This window comes from Fictibacillus sp. 18YEL24 (assembly GCF_015903855.1).
Lineage (GTDB): Bacteria > Bacillota > Bacilli > Bacillales > Fictibacillaceae > Fictibacillus > Fictibacillus phosphorivorans_C.
Map to the genome: position 1 here is coordinate 40,211 of NZ_JACZDT010000010.1, position 20,584 is coordinate 60,794.

23 protein-coding genes and 2 other annotated features (1 of these 25 only partly in view) are annotated in these 20,584 nt (G+C 42.4%); of the genes, 1 reads left to right on the forward strand and 22 read right to left on the reverse strand.

What is annotated here, in order from left to right; genetic code table 11:
- Positions 1–54 (reverse strand) — a sequence feature (ribosomal protein L10 leader region) (it extends 97 nt beyond the left edge of the window).
- A 45-nt stretch (positions 55–99) separates the two neighbouring features.
- From rplA to HU823_RS20790, 21 genes are all read right to left on the reverse strand, one after another.
- On the reverse strand, positions 100–801 hold the full coding sequence (gene rplA / locus HU823_RS20690) for a 50S ribosomal protein L1 (RefSeq protein ID WP_066390636.1): 702 nt from the start codon (positions 799–801) through the stop codon (positions 100–102).
- Between the two features lie 162 nt (positions 802–963).
- A complete protein-coding gene (rplK, locus tag HU823_RS20695; RefSeq protein ID WP_066285502.1) occupies positions 964–1,389 on the reverse strand; it encodes a 50S ribosomal protein L11 in 426 nt (141 codons plus the stop codon).
- Positions 1,390–1,547: 158 nt separating this feature from the next.
- Complete coding sequence (gene nusG, locus HU823_RS20700; protein WP_066390634.1) at positions 1,548–2,081, reverse strand: transcription termination/antitermination protein NusG; 534 nt, start codon at positions 2,079–2,081, stop codon at positions 1,548–1,550.
- Positions 2,082–2,156: 75 nt separating this feature from the next.
- Positions 2,157–2,363 carry a preprotein translocase subunit SecE gene (secE, locus tag HU823_RS20705; RefSeq protein WP_082861218.1) on the reverse strand — a complete coding sequence of 69 codons (207 nt, stop codon included), beginning with the start codon at positions 2,361–2,363 and terminating at the stop codon, positions 2,157–2,159.
- A gap of 58 nt (positions 2,364–2,421) precedes the next feature.
- Complete coding sequence (rpmG, locus tag HU823_RS20710) at positions 2,422–2,571, reverse strand: 50S ribosomal protein L33 (RefSeq protein ID WP_077365486.1); 150 nt, start codon at positions 2,569–2,571, stop codon at positions 2,422–2,424.
- Positions 2,572–3,153: 582 nt separating this feature from the next.
- Positions 3,154–3,804 (reverse strand): RNA polymerase sporulation sigma factor SigH, encoded by a 651-nt coding sequence (gene sigH / locus HU823_RS20715; RefSeq protein WP_066390628.1) that lies wholly within the window; start codon positions 3,802–3,804, stop codon positions 3,154–3,156.
- 79 nt (positions 3,805–3,883) lie between these two features.
- Complete coding sequence (locus HU823_RS20720) at positions 3,884–4,402, reverse strand: NYN domain-containing protein (protein ID WP_137792248.1); 519 nt, start codon at positions 4,400–4,402, stop codon at positions 3,884–3,886.
- Entirely contained in the window at positions 4,399–5,172 is a 774-nt protein-coding gene (gene rlmB, locus HU823_RS20725; protein ID WP_144704565.1) for a 23S rRNA (guanosine(2251)-2'-O)-methyltransferase RlmB, read from the reverse strand. Before rlmB ends, HU823_RS20720 begins: the two co-directional genes overlap by 4 nt.
- Positions 5,173–5,175: 3 nt before the next feature.
- Positions 5,176–5,583 carry a Mini-ribonuclease 3 gene (locus tag HU823_RS20730; protein ID WP_144704562.1) on the reverse strand — a complete coding sequence of 136 codons (408 nt, stop codon included), beginning with the start codon at positions 5,581–5,583 and terminating at the stop codon, positions 5,176–5,178.
- Positions 5,584–6,987 carry a cysteine--tRNA ligase gene (gene cysS / locus HU823_RS20735; RefSeq protein ID WP_197223245.1) on the reverse strand — a complete coding sequence of 468 codons (1,404 nt, stop codon included), beginning with the start codon at positions 6,985–6,987 and terminating at the stop codon, positions 5,584–5,586. It abuts the gene before it with no gap.
- The gene (cysE, locus tag HU823_RS20740) at positions 6,988–7,644 is read right to left on the reverse strand and encodes a serine O-acetyltransferase (RefSeq protein WP_265589178.1); all 657 of its coding nucleotides are present in this window, start codon (positions 7,642–7,644) and stop codon (positions 6,988–6,990) included. It abuts the gene before it with no gap.
- A gap of 260 nt (positions 7,645–7,904) precedes the next feature.
- Positions 7,905–8,132: a binding site (T-box leader), on the reverse strand.
- 56 nt (positions 8,133–8,188) lie between these two features.
- A complete protein-coding gene (gene gltX, locus HU823_RS20745; protein WP_144704618.1) occupies positions 8,189–9,658 on the reverse strand; it encodes a glutamate--tRNA ligase in 1,470 nt (489 codons plus the stop codon).
- Positions 9,659–9,885: 227 nt separating this feature from the next.
- Entirely contained in the window at positions 9,886–10,365 is a 480-nt protein-coding gene (gene ispF, locus HU823_RS20750) for a 2-C-methyl-D-erythritol 2,4-cyclodiphosphate synthase (RefSeq protein ID WP_197223246.1), read from the reverse strand.
- Positions 10,362–11,057 (reverse strand): 2-C-methyl-D-erythritol 4-phosphate cytidylyltransferase, encoded by a 696-nt coding sequence (ispD, locus tag HU823_RS20755; RefSeq protein ID WP_197223247.1) that lies wholly within the window; start codon positions 11,055–11,057, stop codon positions 10,362–10,364. The genes ispF and ispD overlap by 4 nt, the downstream gene beginning before the upstream one ends.
- Before the next feature lie 18 nt (positions 11,058–11,075).
- Complete coding sequence (locus HU823_RS20760) at positions 11,076–12,167, reverse strand: PIN/TRAM domain-containing protein (protein WP_197223248.1); 1,092 nt, start codon at positions 12,165–12,167, stop codon at positions 11,076–11,078.
- Positions 12,168–12,262: 95 nt separating this feature from the next.
- Complete coding sequence (disA, locus tag HU823_RS20765) at positions 12,263–13,336, reverse strand: DNA integrity scanning diadenylate cyclase DisA (protein ID WP_066390602.1); 1,074 nt, start codon at positions 13,334–13,336, stop codon at positions 12,263–12,265.
- 8 nt (positions 13,337–13,344) lie between these two features.
- On the reverse strand, positions 13,345–14,721 hold the full coding sequence (gene radA, locus HU823_RS20770; protein ID WP_144704547.1) for a DNA repair protein RadA: 1,377 nt from the start codon (positions 14,719–14,721) through the stop codon (positions 13,345–13,347).
- Positions 14,722–15,249: 528 nt separating this feature from the next.
- Positions 15,250–17,670, reverse strand: a complete 2,421-nt coding sequence (gene clpC / locus HU823_RS20775) for an ATP-dependent protease ATP-binding subunit ClpC (RefSeq protein WP_144704544.1) — start codon at positions 17,668–17,670, stop codon at positions 15,250–15,252.
- Positions 17,671–17,684: 14 nt separating this feature from the next.
- On the reverse strand, positions 17,685–18,752 hold the full coding sequence (locus HU823_RS20780; protein ID WP_144704541.1) for a protein arginine kinase: 1,068 nt from the start codon (positions 18,750–18,752) through the stop codon (positions 17,685–17,687).
- A 3-nt stretch (positions 18,753–18,755) separates the two neighbouring features.
- Positions 18,756–19,289 (reverse strand): UvrB/UvrC motif-containing protein, encoded by a 534-nt coding sequence (locus tag HU823_RS20785; RefSeq protein WP_066390592.1) that lies wholly within the window; start codon positions 19,287–19,289, stop codon positions 18,756–18,758.
- A gap of 36 nt (positions 19,290–19,325) precedes the next feature.
- Positions 19,326–19,793 carry a CtsR family transcriptional regulator gene (locus HU823_RS20790; protein ID WP_137792299.1) on the reverse strand — a complete coding sequence of 156 codons (468 nt, stop codon included), beginning with the start codon at positions 19,791–19,793 and terminating at the stop codon, positions 19,326–19,328.
- A gap of 369 nt (positions 19,794–20,162) precedes the next feature.
- Here HU823_RS20790 and HU823_RS22195 point away from each other — a divergent pair, with 369 nt between their 5' ends.
- The gene (locus tag HU823_RS22195) at positions 20,163–20,291 is read left to right on the forward strand and encodes a hypothetical protein (protein WP_255548992.1); all 129 of its coding nucleotides are present in this window, start codon (positions 20,163–20,165) and stop codon (positions 20,289–20,291) included.
- Between the two features lie 71 nt (positions 20,292–20,362).
- Here the strand turns inward: HU823_RS22195 and HU823_RS22030 are convergent.
- Positions 20,363–20,584: hypothetical protein (locus HU823_RS22030; RefSeq protein ID WP_231607587.1), on the reverse strand; the 222-nt coding region annotated here is incomplete at its 5' end.

A 20,584-nucleotide genomic window follows, 5' to 3' on the forward strand; every position in this document is an offset into this window, starting at 1 on the left:
GGAAGATTTAAGCCAGTTGGCTCCTGCTGTCTACGGCATTCATCTGATGCGTTTGTGTTTAACAGTATATAATATAACGGGTCGAAACCCGTTTGTCAACTATCGTTTTACAGCAAATGAAGATGGATTAACTTTGATCCCAGGTCCCATTGTAGAAGAAACAGCTACGTTCTTCATGTAAGTTCCCTTTGCAGCTGCAGGCTTAACTTTCAACAATGTTTCGATGATTGTGTTAAGGTTTTCTGCAAGCTTCTCAGCTTCGAAAGATACTTTACCGATTGGAACGTGAACGTTACCAGTCTTGTCGACACGGTATTCTACTTTACCAGCTTTGATTTCGTTAATCGCTTTTTCAACTTCAAATGTAACTGTTCCTGTTTTAGGGTTAGGCATTAATCCTTTAGGCCCTAGAACACGTCCAAGTTTACCAACTTCAGCCATCATGTCCGGAGTAGCAACGATTACGTCGAACTCGAACCAACCTTGTTGGATTTTGTTGATGTAGTCAGAATCGCCAACGTGATCTGCTCCAGCAGCTTCAGCTTCTTTTGCTTTTTCACCTTTTGCGAATACTAATACACGTTGAGTCTTACCAGTTCCGTTTGGAAGCACTACTGCTCCACGAACTTGTTGGTCAGCTTTCTTCGTGTCTACACCTAAACGAACTGCAACTTCTACAGACTCGTCAAATTTTGCAGGAGCAGCTTTTTTAACTAGCTCGATCGCTTCTGCAGCGTCATATGCTTTTGTGCGGTCTACTAATTTAGCCGCTTCTTGGTATTTCTTACCTTTGTTTGCCATTTGTTTTTGTCCTCCTTATGTGGTTTAGCGGATATTCCTCCCACTTATTGCACTTACCATCAAGTGCAATCGAACGCATTGCATGAATAAAGGTTGCGAACCGTTTGACGGGCAGGATATCAATCCATTTACTCGCAACCTAATAGACATCAAACACAGGAATTAGTCTTCGATAACAATTCCCATGCTGCGTGCTGTACCTTCAACCATACGCATTGCAGCTTCAACACTAGCAGCGTTTAGGTCAGGCATTTTTGATTCTGCGATTTCGCGAACTTTATCACGCTTTACAGTCGCAACTTTTTTCTTGTTAGGCTCACCAGAACCTGACTCGATTCCTGCAGCTTTCTTTAAAAGAACAGCAGCCGGAGGAGTTTTAGTGATGAATGTAAATGAACGGTCTTCGAAAACCGTGATTTCTACCGGAATGATTAAACCAGCTTGATCAGCAGTACGAGCGTTGAATTCTTTACAGAATCCCATGATGTTTACCCCAGCTTGTCCTAGTGCAGGTCCAACTGGCGGTGCCGGGTTTGCTTTACCAGCAGGGATTTGCAATTTTACCATCTTAATAACCTTTTTAGCCACGCGACACACCTCCTTAAGTCCGTGATGTGGTATTATGGGCCGAAACCCTCCCACTCAAAAATACGCTTCCCCTCCTAAAAGAGAGGAAGCAGTTGATTAGTAATATCAAACATAAAAAATTCTATCACCTTTTTGAAGTGATTACAAGTCTTTTTCCATTATAACTTGCTAACTTGGGTAAACTCAAGTTCAACTGGTGTTTCACGACCAAACATGTTGACGTGAACTTTCAGCTTCTGTTTTGTCGCGTCGATCTCTTCGATCGTACCAACAAAGTCAGCAAAAGGACCTTCTTTTACTTTTACAGATTCCTTGATTTCGAAATCAACTTCAACGCGCGGAGCTTCCATACCCATACCTTTAAGAATATGATCTACTTCCTCAGGCAAAAGTGCCGTTGGCTTCGAGCCCGCTCCAGCAGAACCGACAAATCCTGTTACCCCAGGTGTGTTACGTACAACGTACCAAGAATCATCTGTCATGATCATTTCCGTTAATACATAACCAGGAAAAACTTTCTTCATGCTTGTTTTTGTCTTACCGTTCTTTGTTTCGGTCTCTTCTTCTACAGGTACAAGTACACGGAAAATCTTATCTGTCATCCCCATAGATTCCAAACGCTTTTCCAAGTTTGCTTTTACTTTGTTTTCATAACCTGAATAGGTATGAACTACGTACCAATTTTTTTCCATACGATGGGACCCGTGTCCTTTCCCTCCTAAAATGGATATACTCTAGCATTCTATCCAAAAGAAGCTATATCTAATCTACCCTAAAATAAGCTCAACTAATTGTGAAATCCCTAGATCCACAACCCAGAAGAACAAAGCCATAATCACTACAGTTGACAGTACAATCCCCGTATAGCGAAATAATTCTTTTCGCGAAGGCCAGCTTACACGCTTCATCTCCTTATTTACATCGGAAAGAAACTTTGCTGGTGATTTTTTTGTCTTTTCTGCAACATCCGCCATCTTCATAAACCCCCATGCCTTTTGATCAATTAACATTTATAAAAAAAGCTTGTTTCGCTTACTTCGTTTCCTGGTGAATGGTATGAGCATTGCAGTAGCTGCAAAACTTTTTAACCTCGACTCGTTCAGGATTGTTTTGCTGGTTCTTCATCGTTGTATAATTTCGTTTTGAGCATTGTTTACAGGCTAAAAAAACTTTTTTTCTCATGCTAAATAAACACCTTTCGTGCGACAAAGCCACTCATCCACGTTACAATGTTACTTTTAAAACCTTAACATAGGGGTATACGCTTGTCAATAAAGGGAAAATGGTCTTTTACGAAGTCGATTGATGGATATGTAAGTGGATGATTTACGTTTTAGATGCTTTCCTAGTGAAGCAACTCAATCTTATACTCCAGACAGCTTGGCGGTAGCGTAATTAAACAAAATTGAGGCCAAAAGCCATCTCTCTTCGATAAAATCGGGTGAAAAGTTAGCTAAAAATGATTTAGCTTGCTATTTTGTTCTTGTAAGAACGAAAATTCATGCGTTTTTTCACTTACAGGTAGCCATAAACATATACCCTGTCCTGTATTCTTAATGCTAATCCTTGAAATATCAGCCTTAATCCTAAAAATTAATTCATTAATTCAGCGAGGTTCAGCCATAATCCCGCGAGTTTTGCGCATATATCGACGAGTTGACAAAATTCGACTGTCATCACCCCGTCCAATACCCCACCCACACGTATACTAGCTCATACAACCACTTAAAACCAAAAGAAAAAGAGCAGGAACAATCCCCGCTCTTAAGATGATATTTCTCTTAGCTCTAAATAACGCTCTAATTTACGTTTCACTCGCTGAAGCGCGTTGTCGATCGACTTCACGTGTCTGTCGAGATCCACTGAGATTTCCTGGTACGATCTTCCGTCAAGATACAGCATCAGAACTTTGCGTTCCAGGTCACTTAATATTTCTCCCATCTTCACTTCAATATCATCAAATTCTTCTTGATTGATAATCAGTTCTTCTGGATCAGTGACTTTTGTACCGCATATAACATCCATTAGTGTACGGTCGGACTCCTCATCATAGATCGGCTTGTCCAACGACACGTAAGAATTTAACGGAATGTGCTTTTGTCTAGTTGCCGTTTTGATAGCGGTAATCATTTGCCTTGTTATACATAGTTCGGCAAAAGCTTTAAAGGATGACAGCTTGTCCTCTTTAAAATCGCGAATGGCTTTATACAGCCCGATCATGCCTTCTTGAATGATATCTTCACGGTCTGCACCGATCAAAAAGTATGATCTTGCTTTCGCACGAACAAAGTTTTTATATTTGTTGATCAAATATTCAAGTGCTGCGCTGTCCCCCTCATGAACCAGTTCCACAAGGCTTTCATCTTCCATGAGCTCGTAATCGCTTACTGACCGTTCCTTGAGATCTATGTTCACGACAAATCCCCCCACCAGGTTTTTACCGGCAAAATATAGCAATATTATAGCTCATAGTTCACAAAAGCGTCAAGATTCCTTATTTTTGCCCTCTTCTCCATCTTTCAAATATTTCGGCAATTTCGTCTGAAAGAAGGATAGAGGAGGAGGTTTGCTTCCTTTTCCGCTCGCCAACGGACACATGAATATGCTTTTCTATTTCATCCATCTCATTCTTTAATTCTCTCGCAGATTTTCTCAATGCGCCTTTACCAAAAATCTGCCACTGTTCCGTTGAATCTGAAGTTGCGACATAAATTCGCGTATCGATTGATTTCAACTCTCCGACTAGACGTTCGATCCGTTCATCTGCCGTTTCGTTCTCTCTTGTGAAAATGACTTCAACGCGGTGGTTTTTCGTTTTTTTCTCTGTGCCAGGTGTGAGGTGGGCATCAAATACGACGATTACTTGATACCCAGTCGTTCCCTGGTATTCTGCCATATATTCGATCAGCAGGTCTCTTGCTTTGGCAAAATCCGATGTTTTCAAGCTCCGTAATTCGGGCCAAGCGCCAATGATGTTGTAGCCATCAACAATCAAATAGTGGCGAGTTTTCATTTTCGGGCTTCTAACGGATTACGGTTACGGTACACTTCATACATCAAGAGACTAGCTGCAACGGATGCATTAAGCGAGGTAACCTTCCCTTTCATCGGAAGCTGAACAAGGAAATCGCACGTTTCTGATACGAGTCTTCCCATCCCTTTACCTTCGCTTCCGATCACAAGACCTAAAGGCATGTCCCACTTCGCTTGTCTATAGTCATCTTTCCCTTTCATGTCAGCGCCGGCAAACCACATACCACGGTCCCTTAACTCTTTCATCGTTTGGACAAGATTCGTTACACGAACAACCGGAATGTACTCGATCGCACCCGTTGAAGCTTTTGCTACTGTAGCGGTCAGTCCTACTGAACGTCTTTTCGGAATGATGATACCATGTGCACCGACTGCATCAGCTGTACGCATGATCGAACCTAGATTATGCGGATCTTCAAGCTCGTCCAATAAAAGAAAGAACGGCTCTTCTCCACGCTCTTCAGCAATTTTAAACAAATCATCGATATCTGCATAAGAGTAGGCTGCAACACCCGCGATCACACCTTGGTGATTGCCTCCTCCGCTTAATGAATCGAGCTTCTGCTTTGGTACATATTGCACAAGGACATTTTGTTTTTTCGCCATTGAGACGATCGTGCTTACCGGTCCTTTTTGAGATCCTTCACCCACGAAAATTTTATTGATATCACGGCCAGAGCGCAGTACTTCCATAACTGGATTTCTTCCGATGATTAGTTCTTGTTCTTTTTGTTCTTTTGTTTCACTCATCTTTTAGACCTCCCCCTTTTTATTATCTGATAACACATATTCCATCATGTTCGTTAATCGTTCATGGTTATTCAACAGATAAAGATAACCGATGATCGCTTCAAAGCTTGTGGCATGCCGATACGTTTGAACATCCGTATTTTTCGGTACCGTTCCCTGGTTCGCATTGCGGCCACGCTTAATCACAGCGACCTCTTCTTCTGTAAAATAGTTTTCTTCAAGCAGCTGAACGACCATGCTCGCTTGCGCTTTTGCTGAAACAAATTTTGTTGCAGATACATGGAGCTTATTCGGCTTCACCTGTCCGTTACGGATTAGGTGTTCACGCACGAATTGCTCCATAACTGCATCTCCCATATAAGCAAGCGTGGTTCCGTTCAGTTGTTTAATATCTGAGTCCGTTATCTTCATTTACTTATCTCTTTTCCACCGAACACCTTGTGCAGTATCTTCCAAAATGATGTTCTGTTCTTTTAACTGATCACGAATTTCGTCAGCGCGAGCAAAGTTCTTTTCTTTACGCGCTTGATTACGTTCTTGAATGAGAGCGTCGATTTCTTCATCTAACAATTCCTCTTCTTTATGAAGAGTAAGCCCCAGCACTCCAGCAAGCTCATCGAACAGAGCAATGAACTCTGTAATAACGGCTTTAGAAGTGTTCTTTTCTTGCAGGTATACGTTCGCTTCTCTCGAAAAATCAAAAAGATGAGAAATCGCATTCGCCGTATTAAAATCATCGTCCATATCCGTGATAAATTTCTCTCTTGTTTCTTTAACAAGCTGAGTCCATTTTTCTGTATCATTAGATAGGTCTGCCGATACACTCAAGCGGTGTTTCAAGTTTTCATAAGACGTACGGATTCTATTCAACCCTGCCTCAGCCGCTTCTAACAACTCTTGACTGAAGTTGATCGGATTGCGGTAGTGTACCGCTAGCATAAAGAATCGGATAACTTGCGGATCCTGCTGTTGTACAAGGTCATGAACCAGTACGAAGTTCCCAAGTGATTTGGACATTTTTTCGTTATCAATATTAATATACCCATTATGCATCCAATACTTAGCCATCGGAGCTTCATTTAATGCTTCCGATTGTGCGATCTCATTCTCATGATGCGGAAATGCTAGATCTTGACCGCCGCCATGGATGTCGATCGAATCACCTAAGTATTTTTTCGCCATCGCCGAGCATTCGATATGCCAGCCTGGACGACCTTTACCCCAAGGACTTTCCCAATAGATCTCTCCATCCTTCGCTGCTTTCCATAGTGCAAAATCAAGAGGATCTTCTTTTTTCTCTCCTACTTCAATTCTCGCACCAGATCTTAAGTCATCGATCGATTGATGAGATAGTTTACCATAGCCATTGAACGAACGCGTTTTAAAATAAACATCCCCCGCTGCTTCATAAGCAAACCCTTTTTTGATAAGGTTCTCGATAAAATCAATGATCTCTGGCATCGTTTCTGTTACACGCGGGTGTGCGTCAGCCTTTTGTACGCCTAATGCGCAAGTATCCTCATGGTAGGCGTTGATGAATTTCTCAGCGATCGTTGGAACATCGCTTCCCATCTCGTTAGCCGCTTTAATGAGCTTATCATCAACATCCGTAAAATTGGAGATGAATTGCACTTTATAATTTCTGTATTCCAAATACTTTCTTACCGTATCAAAAACAATAGCCGGTCTTGCGTTACCGATATGGATATAGTTATATACAGTCGGTCCACACACATACATTTTTACTTTTCCTTCTTCTAACGGAACAAAAAGCTCTTTTTGACGTGTCATCGTATTATAGATTTTAATACCCATTTAAACTTCACTCCCTTTTTTCAATGTTTCCAATTCTTCACGCATTCGTTTCATCTCGTTATGCATCTCTCTAAATTTATCAGCTACCGGATCAGGCAAATCGCGATGATCAAGTTCGCATCCTACTTTGATGCCGTCTTTAATCACAACTCTTCCTGGAATCCCTACTACGGTCGCATCAGGCGGAACATGTTGCAGAACAACCGATCCTGCTCCCACTTTTGAATTTTTTCCGATGGTAATGTTCCCTAGAACCTTGGCTCCTGTAGCAACAAGAACGTGATCTTCGAGCGTAGGATGCCTTTTACCTTTTTCTTTTCCCGTACCTCCGAGCGTAACGCCTTGATAGAGCGTTACATCATTACCGATGATACACGTTTCGCCGATCACCACACCCATTCCATGATCGATAAAAAAGCGGCGGCCGATCTGTGCGCCCGGGTGTATTTCGATGCCGGTAAAAAAGCGGCTGATCTGTGAGATCAAGCGGGCTAAAAACAGCCAGTTTCGTTTGAATAACTTATGTGCTAATCTATGGGCCCAAACCGCGTGCAGTCCAGAGTATGTTAAAAATACTTCGAATGAACTTCTAGCCGCTGGGTCTTTCTCAAAAACAACCTGAATGTCTTCTTTCATGGCTGAAAACATGTTCTCCAACCTCCTTGCCTTTTTATAAAAGGGACTTGCCTGTTACGCGTGATGTCTCAGGCATTTTTTATTTTCTTCATCGCAAAATTGATTGGAGTGTAAGGTGCGAGACTCCTGGGGGATCAGCGGGACAGGTGAGACTCTTAACAGCGCTAAGCGCTAAGAGGCTCACCGCACGCCCCCCGGAAAGCGAGTACCTGTAACGGAAATCAACTACTTTCAAGAGCGACGAAGACTACAAATAAAAAACGCCCCTGTGCCAAATATGACACAGAGACGTACGGATAGACGCGGTTCCACTCTGTTTAACAGGCTTATTAAACTCACCTGTTCCCTTAAGCTCCATAACGGGGAGTTGCCGCCCAAACCTACTAAAATTTTCGGCATGGGACTCCGAGGGGCACTTCAGCAAGCATTTTCATGAACCACTTTCAGCCGGTGATGGTTCTCTCTACTATGAAAAGGCGCTAGCCTACTTTCCTCATCTGCGTTTTACACGTTTATTATAAGTTTCTTTTACTATATTATAATCTTTGCAAAATGTGTACTTTTATTACTTTTTAATTTGAGTCAGTACAGCATTTACGCGCTTTGTAATAACATCTTTTCCTAAAAGAGAAACAGCAGCAGGCAGGTCTGGACCATGTTGCTGACCAGTCGTCGCCACACGGATCGGCATGAACAAGTTCTTCCCTTTTTGACCCGTTTCCTTTTGAACAGCTTTCATCATTGCTTTGATGTCTTCCGCTTCAAAAGAATCACTGTTTTCGATCTGAGTTAAGAACGATTCCATAACGGATGGAACACCTTCACCTTGCAATACTTCAAATGCTTCCCCTTCGTACTCGATCTCTTCTTTGAAGAATAGTTCCGTTAAGTCTACGATCTCTGCACCGTAGCTCATTTTTTCCTGATGAAGAGCGACAAGCTTCGTAATCCACTCTTGTTCTTCAGGGCTAGGGTTCATAGACACTCTGCCCGCTTTTACAAGGTGAGGCATACACAACTCAACGATACGAGCTACGTCTTGTTGCTTCATATATTGGTTGTTCAGCCACTCTAACTTTTGCGTATCAAACACGGCAGGTGCTTTGGATAAACGGTTTGGATCAAAAATTTCAATGAACTGTTCTTTGCTGAAGATCTCTTCTTCTCCACCTGGAGACCAGCCTAATAGAGCAATAAAGTTAAACAGCGCTTCTGGCAAGTATCCGAGATCTTTGTATTGCTCGATAAACTGAACGATCGATTCGTCGCGTTTGCTCAGTTTCTTACGATTTTCATTCACGATTAATGTTGTATGACCGAACTTCGGATGCGAAAATCCTAACGCATCATAGATCAATAACTGCTTTGGTGTGTTTGAGATGTGATCATCTCCACGCAGTACGTGAGTGATCGCCATTTCGTGGTCATCGATAACAACCGCATAGTTGTAAGTTGGAATTCCATCTTTTTTCACGATAACAAAGTCACCAAAGCCACTTGATTCAAAAGATACTTCACCTTTAACCATGTCATCAAACGTGATCGTACGGTCTTGCGGAACCTTAAAACGAATGCTCGGACGGCGACCTTCTTCTTCTAGAGCCGCTTTTTCTTCCACTGATAGGTTTAGACAGCGTCCATCATAAACAGGAGTATCCCCTTTAGCCATCTGCTCTTCACGAGACACTTCAAGCTCTTCTTCTGTACAATAACAAGTGTATGCAAGACCTTTTGAAAGTAGTTCATCTGTATACTTCTCGTATAGATCTAAACGTTCCATCTGACGATACGGACCGTAATCTCCTCCGATATCAACACTTTCATCCCAATCCATACCGAGCCATTTTAAGTGATCCAGCTGACTCTCTTCTCCGCCTTGAATGTTACGCTTTTGATCCGTATCTTCAATACGAATAATAAATTTCCCGCCAGTATGGCGTGCATATAGATAATTGAATAGAGCTGCACGTGCATTCCCTATATGTAAGTGTCCCGTTGGACTTGGTGCATAACGCACTCGAACTTCGTTTGCCATCATGTTTCACCTCTAAAAATATTTTTTACTTAACGATGATGCCTTTGAAAGTAGTTGATTTCCGTTCCAGATGCTCGCTTTCCGTGGGGCAGTCGATGAGCCACATTCGTACGTTTCACTCTTAAGTGTCTCACCTAACCGCCTGTCCCACAGGAGTCTCGCATCTTCCACTCCAATCAACTTTATCAGAGAAGATAATGAACGGAATGCTCCCAAAGCAACATTTTTTAAAGTGCCTTTTCTATCAAAACAGCCGCTTGAGCTGCGATTCCCTCTTCGCGTCCAGGGAAACCTAGCTTTTCAGTAGTCGTTGCTTTCACGTTGATTCTTTCTACATCAACCCCAAAAATACCGGCGATCACTCCGCGCATCTCTTCAATGTACGGAAGCATCTTTGGCTTTTGAGCAATGATCGTACAATCTATATTACCTAAAGAATAACCTTTTTTCTCAACCAATTTCCAAGAATCGAGCAGCAAACGCTTCGAATCTGCGTCTTTGTAAGCTGGATCTGTATCTGGAAAGTGTTTGCCGATATCTCCTTCACCCGCTGCACCTAGCAATGCATCTGTGATGGCATGCAAAAGAACGTCAGCATCAGAATGCCCTAAAAGTCCCTTCTCATAAGGAATCGTTACACCGCCAATGATTAACGGACGACCCTCACTGAAGGCATGTACATCAAAACCCTGTCCGATGCGCATCATGCTTTTTCCCCCTGTCTCTCTAACAAAATGGCTTGTCCAAATAACAAGTCATCAGACGTAGTTAATTTTATATTATGATAGTCTCCCATTACAATAGCGACTGTTCGTCCAATTCGTTCCACTAGGCTTGCGTCATCCGTTCCAATATAGCCTTCTTCGTCTGCTTTCTTGTGTGCATCCATTACGATAGAAAGACGAAAAGCTTGCGGGGTTTGAACAGCCCACAAGCTGGAACGGTCGATCGTTTCTTCCACTTGATTCTCGATTACCCGCTTAACTGTGTCCTTTACAGGAACAGCTAACACGGCAGAGCCTGAATCTCGTGCCGTGTTAACTAGTTGTAAAATAGAATCGTGTGTGATGAAAGGACGCGCTGCATCATGAATGAGGACGAGATCTGCATCAGTAGGTACGACCTTCAAACCCTCATAAACACTTTGCTGACGCTCTTTTCCGCCTGGAACGATTTTGCGCACTTTTTGATATTGGAACGACTCTACAAAATCTTGCATCTGCTGCAATTCCTTTTCACTACCGACCAAGATGACTCCCTCGCAATTTGAATCTTTTTCAAACACATCAAGGGTGTGAGCGAGGACTGGTTTTCCTAAAAGCTCGATCCACTGCTTTGAGATGCCAGCTTTCATTCGTTTACCTTGTCCTGCAGCAGGAATGACTGTCCAATAATTCACGTGCTTCCCCACCGTTCGTTACAATGCTTTTTCTAATAGTTTCTTTTTAGCAAAAATCATTCTGCCCGCTGATGTTTGGAGTACAGAAGTTACGATAACATCAATCGTCTTGCCTACATAATCACGACCATCTTCTACGACGATCATCGTTCCATCGTCCAGATAGCCTACACCTTGACTCTGTTCTTTTCCGTCTTTAATCACTTGTACAACAAGTTCTTCGCCCGGAAGAACAACCGGTTTAACCGCATTGGCTAGGTCATTAATATTCAGTACTGCAACGTTTTGCAGTTCACATACTTTGTTCAAGTTAAAATCATTCGTTACGACGACACCGGATAGCAGCTGAGCGAGTTTTACTAGCTTACTATCCACTTCCGTAACTTCTTCAAAGTCACCTTCATAGATTTCAACTTTCATAGAAAGCTCTTTTTGAATTCGATTTAGAATATCCAGACCTCGGCGTCCTCTGTTACGTTTTAGAACATCTGAAGAATCCGCAATATATTGTAATTCTTCTAATACAAAACGAGGAATAATGAGCGGACCTTCTAAAAAGCCAGTTTGACAGATATCAGCCACTCGACCATCGATAATGACGCTCGTATCTAGGATCTTATACTTACCACTCGGCTTTTCGATCTCTGCTTCTTTTTTACGCTCTTTTCCTTGGCTTTTCAATGAGAACAGCTGAATCAACTCATCTCTCTTTTTAAAACCTACCTGAAAGCCTAAATAACCGAGAAGGAATGTAATAGCGATAGGTAGTATGGAGCTGACCACAACAATATCCATAGAACTTAACGGTGACTGGATTAAAAACGCGACGATCAGTCCGATGATCAGCCCCATCGTTCCAGATAAAAGGTCAGTAGCCGGAGCCTTTACAACTGTTTCCTCAGCCCAGCGGATTAATCCTACTACGTAATCTGACAGCCAAAATGTAGATAAAAAAAGTATAAGTGCACCAATCACTGCCCCGACATATGGGGATGTTACCTGATTCGGAAGATCACCGAAGTTAAGTACACGAATAAGATCTGGTATATATAGATAGCCGAGCATGCCACCTATTACAATGAAAAATAGCTGAACAATTCTTTTTAGCATGCCTGATTCACCTCCCCTAATCATTATTTACAAAATGACCGTATTAAAAACGTGTAAAAGATAGAAAATTCCTTTTTTTTCAGAGGAAGTTTCCACTAGATATGACGATCGACGAAAAGCTGTTCCTGAATGCGTTTTAGACCTTCTTTTACTTTTTTGGCACGGATCTCACCGATACCCTCTACCTCGTCCAATTCATCAATGGACGCGCGCAAAATTTGCGGAAGGTTTTCAAATGCATCTGTCAGATTTTCGATAATAACCGCTGGAAGCCTTGGAATCTTGCCAAGAATACGGTAACCGCGTGGATGAATCGTCTCATCCTGCATATTCATACCGGCTGAGAAGCCTAAAAGTTTCATAATAACGGATTCATCGAACAATTCTTCAGATGATAGTTTGTTCAATTGGCGAAGAATCGCATAAGGATCACTTTCACGATCTTTCATATAGTCCTTGATTAAAAGCAGTGCTTCTTCCTCGATGTTTGAAACAAGCTCCTCCATCTGGATTCGAATTAGCCTTCCTTCAACACCAAGTTCATTAACATATTTAATAATCTCATTTTTTATGCGTAAAACCATCTCAATTCTGTGAATAACTTGTGTAACTTCTTGGAAAGTCACTAATTCTTCAAATTCTAGAGCGCCAAGGTTCGTAACACTTTGGTCGAAAACAACTTTATATTTCTCAAGCGTTTGAATCGCTTGATTCGCTTTCGTCAAGATCACACCGATCTCTTTTAACGAATAACGAATCATCCCCTGATACAAAGTGATTACGTTACGACGTTGAGAAATGGAGATCACAAGGTTACCTGTTTGACGCGCAACACGTTCTGCCGTTCTGTGACGGATCCCCGTTTCTGTTGACGGAATAACCGTATCTGGAATCAGTTGTGTGTTCGCATACAGAATCTTAACAGCATCTTCGTTTAAAATGATCGCACCATCCATCTTAGCAAGTTCATATAGAGATGCTGGTGAGTATTTGCAGTTAATAGAGAAACCTCCATCAACGATTTCTTTTACTTTATCGTTATATCCAACAACGATCAGTCCACCTGTGTTCGCTCGCAGTACGTTGTCAATCCCTTCCCGTAGTGGTGTTCCGGGAGCAACTAGCTGTAGCATTTGGCTTATGATTGCTTCTTTAATCGCATGATCCATAATATACTTTACCCTCCTAACGCTGCTTGTAATGCCTCATAAACGGTCGATACTCCGACGACTTGAATTCCTTTTGGAACCGTCCAGCCACCGATATTTTTATCAGGTATAATAGCTCGCGTAAAACCTAACTTCGCAGCTTCATGTACGCGCTGCTCGATACGGGAAACTCTTCTAACCTCTCCCGTTAATCCTATTTCTCCAATCATAACATCTGTTGGCTTGGTTGGTGAATCGCGAAAGCTTGATGCGATGCTGATCGCAACTGCAAGGTCGATCGCCGGCTCATCCAGACGGACACCGCCCGCAACGTTTAGATAAGCATCCTGGTTCTGAAGCAGCAACCCGACTCTCTTTTCTAAAACGGCCATAAGCAGTGAGACGCGGTTATGATCGATACCAGTAGCCATCCTTCTAGGATTACCAAAGCTTGTTGGCGATATTAGTGCCTGAAGCTCTACTAACATCGGTCGAGTTCCTTCGAGAGAAGCAACTACGGTCGAACCCGCTGCCCCTTTGGAACGTTCTTCTAAAAAGATTTCAGAAGGATTTAATACTTCTTCCAGACCTACTTCTTTCATTTCAAAAACACCGATTTCATTCGTAGAGCCAAAACGGTTCTTAACTGCTCTTAAGATTCGGAAAGTGTGATGCCGTTCACCCTCAAAGTACAATACGGCATCTACCATGTGCTCTAAAAGACGCGGACCCGCGATATTTCCTTCTTTTGTAACATGTCCTACAATAAATACAGCGATACCTTTTGTTTTCGCCATTCGCATCAAATGCGATGTACACTCTCGTACTTGCGATACACTTCCAGGAGCCGAAGTGACTTCAGCTCGATAAACGGTTTGAATCGAATCGATGATCATCACAGAAGGCATCACATCAGACATCGCCTGTTCGATCAGTTCTAAATCTGTTTCTGCCAAAACAAATAAGTCCTTTGCGTCGATCTCTAAACGATCGGCACGCAGCTTCGTCTGTTTCACAGATTCCTCACCAGATATGTATAGAACACGCTCTCCTTTTTTTGCGAGCTGTGCTGATGTTTGCAGCAACAGGGTGGACTTACCTATTCCGGGGTCTCCACCAACTAAAACCATTGAACCTGGAACGATTCCTCCACCTAGTACACGGTTGAACTCCTGATAGTTTGTTGGTATTCGCGGCTCTTGCTCGCTTTTCACATCCGCTATCGACTGAGGTTTCTGCTTTACGTTCTTATCTCCCCCAGAACTTAACCCTCTTATGTTTTTTTCAGGACGAATCGTTTCCTCCACCATCGTGTTCCACGCATGGCAACCGGGACATTTCCCCATCCATTTCGGTGATTCATAACCGCAATCTTGGCAAAGAAAGATTGATTTTACTTTAGCCATCTATAAAAACTCCTCTTCAAAACTTAACACTTTAATATCTATCTATTTCATAACCTTTAGTTTCTAGTTTCAGACGCTTCGAGAAATTGATACTTTTAAAAAACTTCATGGAAAGGTTGATTGGAGTGGAAGGTGTGAGACTCCTCGAAAATTACACTTCAAATTTTCTTCGTGCGATGTGTCGCTGCCGAAGCATTCCTTGTCCTGCGGGACGAGTGGGCAGGAGAGACCCCTAAAGGCGCAAAGCGGCAGGGGGCTCACCGCACGCCCCGCGGAAAGCGAACACCTGTAACGGAAAGCAACCACTCCTAAGAGCAACCATGAGTATGGAAACGCCTTTCTAATTCAAGAAAGTTAAATACTGAAAATATCAAGATTTATTCACTAATATCATAACATAAAACCTAACAACTACTTCCATTTGAGCTCTGCAAAAAAAGGCGAACAGGCAAGATTATTTCGACAAAAACCCGGAGGACATGTCTGTCTTCCGGGTCTTTTGTAGGATATTCTCATATGTGGTAAAAGTTAGACCGTTTGGACGACAAAATCGTTCTCGTCAACATCAATCTTAACGGTCTGCCCTTTGTTGATATTTCCTCTTAGAAGCTCTTCAGATAATCGATCTTCAATCTTACGCTGTAGGGCACGACGCAACGGACGAGCTCCGTAATCTGGATCGTATCCTTCTTCTGTAATCTTTTCGAGCGCAGCTTGTGTTAACTCGATCTCGATACCTTGATCACTTAAACGTTGTTTCAGTGATGCTGCCATCAGGCTAACGATTCTTAGTAAGTGCTCTTTTTCTAGAGAATGGAACACGATGATTTCATCAATACGGTTAAGGAACTCTGGACGGAAAGCACGTTTTAGTTCATCCATCACTTTAGACTTCATGTCATTGTACTTCTGACCTTCGTTATGAACAGCAAATCCTAGAGAACGGTTACGCTTAAGCGTGCTCGCTCCTACGTTTGAAGTCATGATCACAACCGTGTTACGGAAATCAACCGTACGTCCTTTAGAATCAGTTAAACGACCATCTTCTAGCACTTGAAGTAAGATATTGAATACTTCAGGATGCGCTTTTTCAATCTCATCAAGCAAGATAACAGAGTAAGGCTTTCTTCTAACTTTTTCTGTCAACTGGCCGCCTTCTTCGTGTCCAACATAGCCTGGAGGTGATCCAACGAGACGAGATGTTGTATGCTTCTCCATGTACTCGGACATATCGATACGAATAATCGCATCTTCATCGCCAAATAGTGTCTCAGCAACAGCTCTTGCAAGCTCAGTTTTACCAACACCTGTTGGTCCTAAGAAGATGAATGAGCCGATCGGACGCTTCGGATCTTTAAGTCCAGCACGTGCTCTTCGGATAGCCTTAGAGATTGCCGTAACAGCCTCTGATTGACCGATAACGCGATCATGCAGAATCTCTTCCATCTTCAGAAGGCGTTCTGTTTCCTCTTCAGCAAGTTTGGAAACCGGAACTCCCGTCCAAGACGATACTACTTGCGCGATATCTTCTGGTGTTACTTCTGTGTTTTCTTTACCTTGCTTCTCTTTCCAAACATCCTTCGTCTTTTCTAACTCTTCACGAAGGCGTTGCTCAGAATCTCGAAGTGAAGCCGCTTTTTCAAATTCTTGACTCTGAACAGCCGCATCCTTCTCTTTACGAACTTCCTCGAGCTTTTGTTCAAGCTCTTTTAAGTTCGGTGGAGCTGTATATGAACGAAGACGAACTTTTGAAGCCGCTTCATCAATAAGATCAATCGCTTTATCTGGTAAGAAACGATCTGAGATGTAACGATCAGATAACTGAACAGATGCTTCAATCGCTTCATCCGTAATCGTTACACGGTGGTGAGCTTCATAACGATCGCGAAGTCCTTGAAGAATTTGAATACTCTCATCCTTCGTCGGCTCGTTAACTGTGATCGGCTGGAAACGACGCTCAAGCGCTGCATCTTTTTCAATATATTTTCTATATTCATCAAGTGTTGTAGCACCAATACATTGAAGTTCCCCACGAGCAAGAGCTGGCTTTAGAATGTTGGATGCATCGATCGCACCTTCTGCTCCACCTGCACCGATCAGTGTATGAAGTTCGTCGATGAATAGAATGATGTTGCCCGCTTGGCGGATCTCATCCATCACTTTTTTTAGACGGTCTTCAAATTCACCTCTGTACTTCGTTCCAGCTACAACTGTACCCATATCAAGCGTCATTACACGCTTATCACGAAGTGTTTCTGGCACTTCGTTATTGATGATCTGCTGCGCTAAACCTTCAGCGATAGCTGTTTTACCAACACCAGGCTCACCTATCAATACAGGATTGTTCTTCGTACGGCGGCTCAGAACCTCAATAACACGCTGAATTTCTTTCGCACGCCCGATTACCGGGTCTAGTGTACCTTCACGAGCAATCGCTGTTAGATCTCGCGCTAAGCTGTCTAACGTAGGTGTGTTGGCACTAGCAGATGAACCTCTATGACTAGAAGAAGATTCATTGCTTCCTAGTAACTGCAGCACTTGTTGACGGGCTTTGTTAAGGCTGACACCAAGGTTGTTGAGAACACGAGCTGCAACGCCTTCTCCTTCACGGATCAAGCCTAATAGAATGTGTTCCGTTCCCACGTATGAATGTCCGAGTTTACGAGCTTCATCCATGGAAAGTTCGATCACTTTTTTAGCACGCGGCGTGTAGTGGATCGTTTGAACAGCTTCCTGACCGCGACCGATCAATGTTTCCACTTCTTTTTGAATCTTTTCTGGCCCTAGACCAAGAACTTGAAGTGCTTTTGCTGCAATTCCTTCGCCTTCACGGATCAGTCCAAGCAGGATATGTTCAGTTCCCACATTATTATGACCTAAACGAATCGCTTCTTCTTGTGCTAAAGCTAAAACTTTTTGTGCTCTCTCAGTAAAACGACCAAACATCATACTCGTCACGCTCCTTATCGGTTTTCCAATTTTATTCTTTCTCTGATTAAAGTGGCTCTTCTTATGTCACGTTCTTCTGGAGTTAGAACTTCACCTGCATATTGTTGAAGAAAACCTGGTTGTGTAAGTATCATAAGCTCATTGAGGATCGTTTTTGAAATGCCAGGTAAAATTTCTAAATCAATGCCTAGCCGCACATCTGATAAACACTTGGCAGCTTCTTTTGATTGGATAATCCGGCAATTCTCTAATGTTCCCAATGAACGGAATAACTTGTCTTCAAGCTGTAATTTCAATCCATCCTGCAGCTGTTGACGAGCTGCTCGTTCTTGTTGGATGACCTGCATGACGACACCTGCGAGATCTTCCATTATATCCTCTTCCGACTTGCCTAGTGTCATCTGATTTGAAATTTGAAAAATGTTTCCTTGCGCCTCGGTACCTTCCCCGTAGATCCCTCTTACCGCTAACCCTAACTGATTGATCGCTGGAATGATGCGGCTCATCTTTTTTGAGAGTACGAGAGCTGGAAGGTGCATCATGACAGAGGCACGAAGTCCAGTTCCTACATTCGTCGGACAGCTTGTTAAATATCCTCGTCTTTCATCAAACGCATAATCAACGTTCTTTTCGATAAAATCATCGATCTCATTCGCCCGATGAAGCACTTCTTCTAATTGAAACCCTGGTGCTAAACATTGGATGCGTATATGATCTTCTTCGTTCACCATGATGCTGACCGATTCATCTGCATTCATGAGAACTGCACCGTATTTCGCTTGCTCTGCTAAATTGGGACTGATCAAATGTTTCTCAACAAGTACCCGTTTTTGAACAGGTTTTAACTCCTCCATCATCAGCATTTCAAGCTTTTCTGCTTCTTCTTCATTTTCTGAGCTCATACAAGTCGAGATCGCTGAAATGACTTCATGAGCTGATTCTTTATCTGCTGCGATGGGAAATACATATTGATGAATATTTCTTGCAAGTCGGACACGGCTCGATAGAACTATATCCGATTCCGGCCCCTCCCGTTTCATCCAGGGACTGATTGCGTCACTGATAAATCGTTCCAAAGACATCGGTTACGTATCCCTCCCCTGTTGCAAGCGGTGCTCGATCTCTCTGATGACATCCCTTGTTTCAGCAGCTTTTTCAAATTCCTCATTTAATATATACTGCTGCAAAGCTTGCTTTAATTGCTGAAGCTGCTTTTTTTCTTGAATACTGCTTCCTGCACGGAGTGGAATCTTTCCCGCATGCAAAGTGTTACCACCATGAACTCTTTTAAAAATAGGATTTAGTTTCGATTCAAACGCCTTGTAGCAATTATCACACCCGAAGCGGCCGATCTTCGCAAACTGATAATAACTCATCCCGCATTTTTCACAGCTTAATGAGGGCGGAATGAAGTTGGATGATGGCGTGTTCGGGACATGTCCATCGCCGTGTAAAAGCCCAGAAAGCAATTGGTGAATGGAAAAAGAATTCGACCCCGGCAAGAATTCTCCTTTTTCTTTGGCACAATGTTCACAAATGTGAAATTCAGTTTTCTCCCCATTTATGATCTTTGTAAAATGCAATGACGCTTCACGTTCATGGCACTCTTCACAATTCATTCTGCTCCCTCCCTTTATATAGAATGAAAAAAAGGGCTATGTGGTTCGATATTTTAACGTTTTTATCATAGCTTTTAATAATTCTGCTCGTAATTCGTCTCGTTCTGGAAGATTAAGTTTTAAAATAGATCTGTCCATCACGCTCAGCATAAGTCTTGCTTCTCGTTCTGAAACGATCGTCTCTTCCATAAGTCTCTTTATTACATTTTCTGCGTTGCCTTGCGATATCCTCTCACCAATCAAGGTGGTTAAGTGATCAATTAAGTGGGCAGAGCTTTCGGTACGGACCTTCATGATCCGAATATATCCTCCTCCACCTCTTTTACTTTCCACTACGAACCCCTTTTCAATCGTAAATCTCGTGTTAATAACGTAGTTTATTTGAGAAGGCACGCATTGAAACCTTTCAGCAATATCTGTCCGCTTAATTTCAATGGACGGATCATTAGAGCTCGAGAGAATTTGCTTTAAGTAATTTTCAATTACATCTGAAATATTCCTCATTTCCCCTCCCCCTTCTGACTTTGACTAACTTTGACTATAGTTATATTATAGCCTGCCTTTTTCCGAAAATGCAAATCTCTATCCACCATTATTGCCTCATGATTACCTTCTTAACCTGTATGATTCTGTCGAAAAGATGATGCTTTTGGAGGAGGATGGATGCACGCGTTAAGATGAGATGAATACTATAAGTGGCTGGTCTGTGGGGCGGTCGGTGTCGAAAATTTGATAAAAAATTTTATCCGTGAAATTATGAAGCTTATCCGTGAATATATGAAGGATTACCGTGAATAAAATCACGATTACCGTGAAATTATGTGGCTTTGGGTTGATGAGGAGATCTTATTTAGGAGGGAAGATCAGGGCCGTTTGGATGAGTTTTTGGCTTCAAAGAGGGTTGAAGCTGCTGCTGGTGTTGCTTTTGATGGATTTTTGGAGCTTTTGCTGAAGAATATCGCGTGTTGGAAGATGGCTGTGGACATCTTCTTCCTATTTTAAGAGTTGTAGGAGGGTTTCGCGGCTGAAACTGACATTCAAAACATACGGAGTGTGGTATATCCCTGGTCTAATTAAGTCGGAATGCACAAAATTAAGTCAAAATGAGAGTAAATTAAGTCGAAACGAGCCTCAATTAAGTCGAAAATCAAAAATAAAGGCATTTCGCTAATTCTCGACAACCGCTCTCTGCCCAAACCAAGCTCTATACCCCGAGCCTTCCTCCCCCACATCCATAATAGAAAGTTTGGCAGCCGCCAAACCACCTTATTTCTTTTTAAAACACACAAAAAAAA